This window comes from Tessaracoccus zhenghani (assembly GCF_055326325.1).
This window is the reverse complement of sequence record NZ_JBUZNQ010000020.1, coordinates 1-6,035: the sequence shown is the minus strand read 5'-3', so window position 1 is coordinate 6,035 and position 6,035 is coordinate 1. Positions and strand designations below refer to the sequence as shown.

Sequence of the window (6,035 nt, the reverse complement as noted above, 5' to 3'; positions counted from 1 at the left end):
GTTGATCGAGTTGCCCCAAGCGGGAATCGCACGGAAAATGGTGTGGTTGAAGCGTGGGTCGCACCCGAAACTTGAGAACTCAACAGTGTGCTTTAAGTCAATGCCAAATACATGCACTGGCAAGGCTTTTCGGAGTCTTGTCGTGCGAACCCGTCTCCCAGCTTTGGTTGGGGATGGATTCCTTTGAATTAATATTGATTAAAGTCCAGTTTTTTGGATTTTGTCGGTATCAAACTAGTTGACAGTTGAGCAGGTGCCTTTTGGGGTGTCTGTACTGATAATTTTCAACGGAGAGTTTGATCCTGGCTCAGGACGAACGCTGGCGGCGTGCTTAACACATGCAAGTCGAACGGTAAGGCCCTTTCGGGGGTACACGAGTGGCGAACGGGTGAGTAACACGTGAGTAACCTGCCCTTGACTTTGGGATAACTCCTGGAAACAGGTGCTAATACCGGATACCAGCCTTCACGGCATCGTGTTGGTTTGAAAGCTCCGGCGGTCAAGGATGGACTCGCGGCCTATCAGCTTGTTGGTGAGGTAGTGGCTCACCAAGGCTTCGACGGGTAGCCGGCCTGAGAGGGTGACCGGCCACATTGGGACTGAGATACGGCCCAAACTCCTACGGGAGGCAGCAGTGGGGAATATTGCACAATGGACGCAAGTCTGATGCAGCAACGCCGCGTGCGGGATGACGGCCTTCGGGTTGTAAACCGCTTTCAGCAGGGACGAAGCGAGAGTGACGGTACCTGCAGAAGAAGCACCGGCTAACTACGTGCCAGCAGCCGCGGTGATACGTAGGGTGCGAGCGTTGTCCGGATTTATTGGGCGTAAAGAGCTTGTAGGCGGTTTGTTGCGTCGGTAGTGAAAACTCAGGGCTTAACCCTGAGCCTGCTTCCGATACGGGCAGACTTGAGGAAGGTAGGGGAGAATGGAATTCCTGGTGAAGCGGTGGAATGCGTAGATATCAGGAGGAACACCAGTGGCGAAGGCGGTTCTCTGGACCTTTCCTGACGCTGAGAAGCGAAAGCGTGGGGAGCAAACAGGCTTAGATACCCTGGTAGTCCACGCCGTAAACGGTGGGTACTAGGTGTGGGGTTCATTCCACGAACTCCGTGCCGCAGCTAACGCATTAAGTACCCCGCCTGGGGAGTACGGCCGCAAGGCTAAAACTCAAAGGAATTGACGGGGCCCCGCACAAGCGGCGGAGCATGCGGATTAATTCGATGCAACGCGAAGAACCTTACCTGGGTTTGACATATGCCGGAAACATCTAGAGATAGGTGCCCCTTTATGGTCGGTTTACAGGTGGTGCATGGCTGTCGTCAGCTCGTGTCGTGAGATGTTGGGTTAAGTCCCGCAACGAGCGCAACCCTCGTCCTATGTTGCCAGCGGGTAATGCCGGGGACTCATAGGAGACCGCCGGGGTCAACTCGGAGGAAGGTGGGGATGACGTCAAGTCATCATGCCCCTTATGTCCAGGGCTTCACGCATGCTACAATGGCCGGTACAAAGAGCTGCGAACCTGCAAGGGTGAGCGAATCTCAAAAAGCCGGTCTCAGTTCGGATTGGGGTCTGCAACTCGACCCCATGAAGTCGGAGTCGCTAGTAATCGCAGATCAGCAACGCTGCGGTGAATACGTTCCCGGGGCTTGTACACACCGCCCGTCAAGTCATGAAAGTCGGTAACACCCGAAGCCGGTGGCCTAACCCCTTGTGGGAGGGAGCCGTCGAAGGTGGGACCGGTAATTAGGACTAAGTCGTAACAAGGTAGCCGTACCGGAAGGTGCGGCTGGATCACCTCCTTTCTAAGGAGCCTGTAGAAGCACAGTTTTTGACTGTGGTGCTCATGGTCGTGTTCTGGGACAGATGTTTCCAGCGCGGCCGGCACCGGAATGTGGAACATTGACTTTTGAAGTTCGGAGGAAGTCGTTTCTCGTCAGTACAACCTGGGTCCTTGTGGTCTGGGAGTGGAAATTCGGGGGATGGTGGTTGTCGAGCTAAGCACGCTGTTGGGTCCTGAAGGGTCGGTTGTTTGTGCAACGCCTTCTAGCGGACCATGGTGGCAGTCGCCTTTCGAGGTGGTTGTTGTCCTGGGCTCGCCCGTATTTTGAGAACTTCACAGTGGACGCGAGCATCTTTGTAGATTTTTTGACAAGCTACTAAGTGCGATCGGTGGATGCCTTGGCACCAAGAGCCGATGAAGGACGTTGTAACCTGCGATAAGCCATGGGGAGCTGGTAAACGAGCTTTGATCCGTGGATTTCCGAATAGGGAAACCTTGAAATACCGGAGTCATGTCCGGCAACCTCTGCCTGAATATATAGGGCAGTTGGAGGGAACGTGGGGAAGTGAAACATCTCAGTACCCACAGGAAGAGAAAACAATAGTGATTCCGTTAGTAGTGGCGAGCGAACGCGGAAGAGGCCAAACCTCGTGTGTGTGATAGCTGACAGGCGTTGCATGCGGGGTGTTGTGGGGCCGTTCTGGTTGCGCTGTCGAGCAGCCACAGAGTAAAAAATGATCAGTGAAGTTGAAGTGTCTGTGAATGGCACAGCAGAGAAGGTAAGACTCCTGTAGGCGTAAGTTGATCACTCTGGAGCGTCACCCCAAGTAATGCGGAACCCCTGAAATTCCGCATGAATCTGGCGGGACCATCCGCTAAGCCTAAATACTCCTTGGTGACCGATAGCGGACAAGTACCGTGAGGGAAAGGTGAAAAGTACCCCGGGAGGGGAGTGAAATAGTACCTGAAACCGATCGCATACAATCCGTCGGAGCCTTTCGGGGTGACGGCGTGCCTTTTGAAGAATGAGCCTGCGAGTTAGTGGTACGTGGCGAGGTTAACCCGTGTGGGGAAGCCGTAGCGAAAGCAAGTCCTAATAGGGCGTTTTTAGTCGCGTGCTCTAGACCCGAAGCGAAGTGATCTATCCATGGCCAGGTTGAAGCGACGGTAAGACGTCGTGGAGGACCGAACTCACTTGGGTTGAAAACCGAGGAGATGAGCTGTGGATAGGGGTGAAAGGCCAATCAAACTTCGTGATAGCTGGTTCTCCCCGAAATGCATTTAGGTGCAGCGTCGCATGTTTCTTACCGGAGGTAGAGCACTGAATGGTCTAGGGGGCCCACAAGCTTACCGAAATCAGTCAAACTCCGAATGCCGGTAAGTGAGAGTGCGGCAGTGAGACTGTGGGGGATAAGCTTCATAGTCGAGAGGGAAACAGCCCAGATCATCAGCTAAGGCCCCTAAGCGATAACTAAGTGGAAAAGGATGTGGAGTTGCGGAGACAACCAGGAGGTTGGCTTGGAAGCAGCCACCCTTGAAAGAGTGCGTAATAGCTCACTGGTCAAGTGATTCTGCGCCGACAATTTAGCGGGGCTCAAGTTATCCGCCGAAGCTATGGCATTCACACGTTTAAACCGTAAGGTTGTGTGGATGGGTAGGGGAGCGTCGTGTGCGCAGTGAAGCGGCGGGGTGACCCAGCCGTGGAGAGCACACGAGTGAGAATGCAGGCATGAGTAGCGAAAGACGGGTGAGAAACCCGTCCGCCGAATATCCAAGGGTTCCAGGGTCAAGCTAATCTGCCCTGGGTAAGTCGGGACCTAAGGCGAGGCCGACAGGCGTAGTCGATGGACAACGGGTTGATATTCCCGTACCGGCGAAATATCGCCCCTGCCGAACTGAATGATGCTAAGCACGCGAGGTGTGGTGATGTCTTCGGACGGATCTTCACTGAGTCTGTGACCCAAGTTCATAGTAGGCAAGCTGCGGAGGGACGCAGGAAGGTAGCTCTTCCCGGTTTTGGATATACCGGGTCAAGTGTGTAGGGCGAGACGTAGGCAAATCCGCGTTTCATTAAGCCTGAGACATGATGTGTCGGCAACTTTGGTTGTCGTAAGAGTGATCCTATGCTGCCTAGAAAAGCTTCGTGAGCGAGATATTAGCCGCCCGTACCCCAAACCGACACAGGTGGATAGGTAGAGAATACTAAGGCGATCGAGAGAATCGTGGTGAAGGAACTCGGCAAAATACCCCCGTAACTTCGGAATAAGGGGGACCTGATGCGTATTAGAATTTACTTCGAAAGCGTTGAGGGTCGCAGAGACCAGGCCCAAGCGACTGTTTACTAAAAACATAGGTGCGTGCTAAGTCGTAAGACGATGTATACGCACTGACTCCTGCCCGGTGCTGGAAGGTTAAGGGGAAGGGTTAGCCTCACGGCGAAGCTTAGAACTTAAGCCCCAGTAAACGGCGGTGGTAACTATAACCATCCTAAGGTAGCGAAATTCCTTGTCGGGTAAGTTCCGACCTGCACGAATGGAGTAACGACTTGGGCGCTGTCTCCACCACGAACTCGGCGAAATTGCATTACGAGTAAAGATGCTCGTTACGCGCAGCAGGACGGAAAGACCCCGGGACCTTTACTATAGTTTGGTATTGGTGATCGGTGTGACTTGTGTAGGATAGGTGGGAGACTTTGAAGCTTGGACGCCAGTTCAGGTGGAGTCATCGTTGAAATACCACTCTGGTCACTCTGGTTATCTAACCTAGGTCCATTATCTGGATCAGGGACAGTGCCTGATGGGTAGTTTGACTGGGGCGGTCGCCTCCCAAAAGGTAACGGAGGCGCCCAAAGGTTCCCTCAGCCTGGTTGGCAATCAGGTTTCGAGTGTAAGTGCACAAGGGAGCTTGACTGCGAGAGAGACATCTCGAGCAGGGACGAAAGTCGGGACTAGTGATCTTCTGGTGGCACATGGAAGCGCCAGGACTCAACGGATAAAAGGTACCCCGGGGATAACAGGCTGATCTTGCCCGAGCGTCCATAGCGACGGCATGGTTTGGCACCTCGATGTCGGCTCGTCGCATCCTGGGGCTGGAGTCGGTCCCAAGGGTTGGGCTGTTCGCCCATTAAAGCGGCACGCGAGCTGGGTTTAGAACGTCGTGAGACAGTTCGGTCCCTATCCGCTGCGCGCGTAGGAGTCTTGAGAAGAGCTGACCTTAGTACGAGAGGACCGGGTCGGACTAACCTCTGGTGTGCCAGTTGTTTACCAAAAGCACGGCTGGTTGGCTACGTTGGGACGTGATAACCGCTGAAAGCATCTAAGCGGGAAGCACACTTCAAGATGAGGACTCCCACAGAATAATCTGGTAAGGCCCCTTGTAGACCACGAGGTGATAGGTCGGATGTGGAAGCACAGCAATGTGCGGAGCTGACCGATACTAATAGGCCGAGGGCTTGTCTTTCTACAAAGATGCTACGCGTCCACTGTGAGGTTCCCGAGATACGGTCGGGAACACACAACTCAAAAATGACTTGAGCAAGGTGTATCCGAACGCTATTTCCCATAGTGTTACGGTGGCCATAGCGAGAGGGAAACACCCGGTCCCATCCCGAACCCGGAAGTTAAGCCTCTCTGCGCCGATGGTACTGCGAGGGGGACCTCGTGGGAGACTAGGACGCCGCCGGACTTCTTTATAACAAACCCCCCGAACCTCGTTCGGGGGGTTTGTTGCATTTACAGACCCTTTCGCAGCGCCCTCAGGCCGGCCCCCAGTTGCCGACCGAGGCGGGGGCGGTGGAGGGAGTGCCCCGAAAAGTTGGGAGTAGGGCCCCTCTGCTGGGATGATGGTCCTTATGACTGACAACTCCACACCGGACGAAGGCCAGGGCAACCGCGGAGACGGCGAGAACTACGAACGTCGCGCTCCGCGGAGCGGCGGTGCGCCGCGAGGCTCCCGCGGAACCGGACGCGACGATGAACGTCGCGGCCCGCGTCAGGGTGGGGAAGCGCGTAGCTGGGGCGATCGGGATGACCGCCGTGGCCCGCGCCGCGATGATGATCGTCGTCCCCCTCGTGCCGAAGGTGAACGCCGTCCCTGGGGTGATCGCGATGACCGCCGTGGCCCGCGCCGTGACGATGATCGTCGTCCCCCTCGTGCCGAAGGTGAACGCCGTCCCTGGGGTGATCGCGACGACCGCCGTGGCCCGCGCCGTGACGATGATCGTCGTCCCCCTCGTGCCGAAGGTGAACGCCGT

1 protein-coding gene and 3 rRNA genes are annotated in these 6,035 nt (G+C 55.4%); all 4 read left to right on the top strand.

Annotation, left to right across the window (positions count from 1 at the left end; translation table 11 throughout):
• The first annotated feature begins 284 nt into the window (after positions 1-284).
• A 16S ribosomal RNA gene (locus ACZK4S_RS15505) occupies positions 285-1,805 on the top strand.
• 344 nt (positions 1,806-2,149) lie between these two features.
• A 23S ribosomal RNA gene (locus ACZK4S_RS15500) occupies positions 2,150-5,242 on the top strand.
• A 108-nt stretch (positions 5,243-5,350) separates the two neighbouring features.
• Positions 5,351-5,467: ribosomal RNA gene (gene rrf / locus ACZK4S_RS15495) — 5S ribosomal RNA — on the top strand.
• Together the 16S, 23S and 5S rRNA genes form the textbook arrangement of a ribosomal RNA operon.
• 251 nt (positions 5,468-5,718) lie before the next feature.
• Positions 5,719-6,035: hypothetical protein (locus tag ACZK4S_RS15490; protein ID WP_463644867.1), on the top strand; the 317-nt coding region annotated here is incomplete at its 3' end.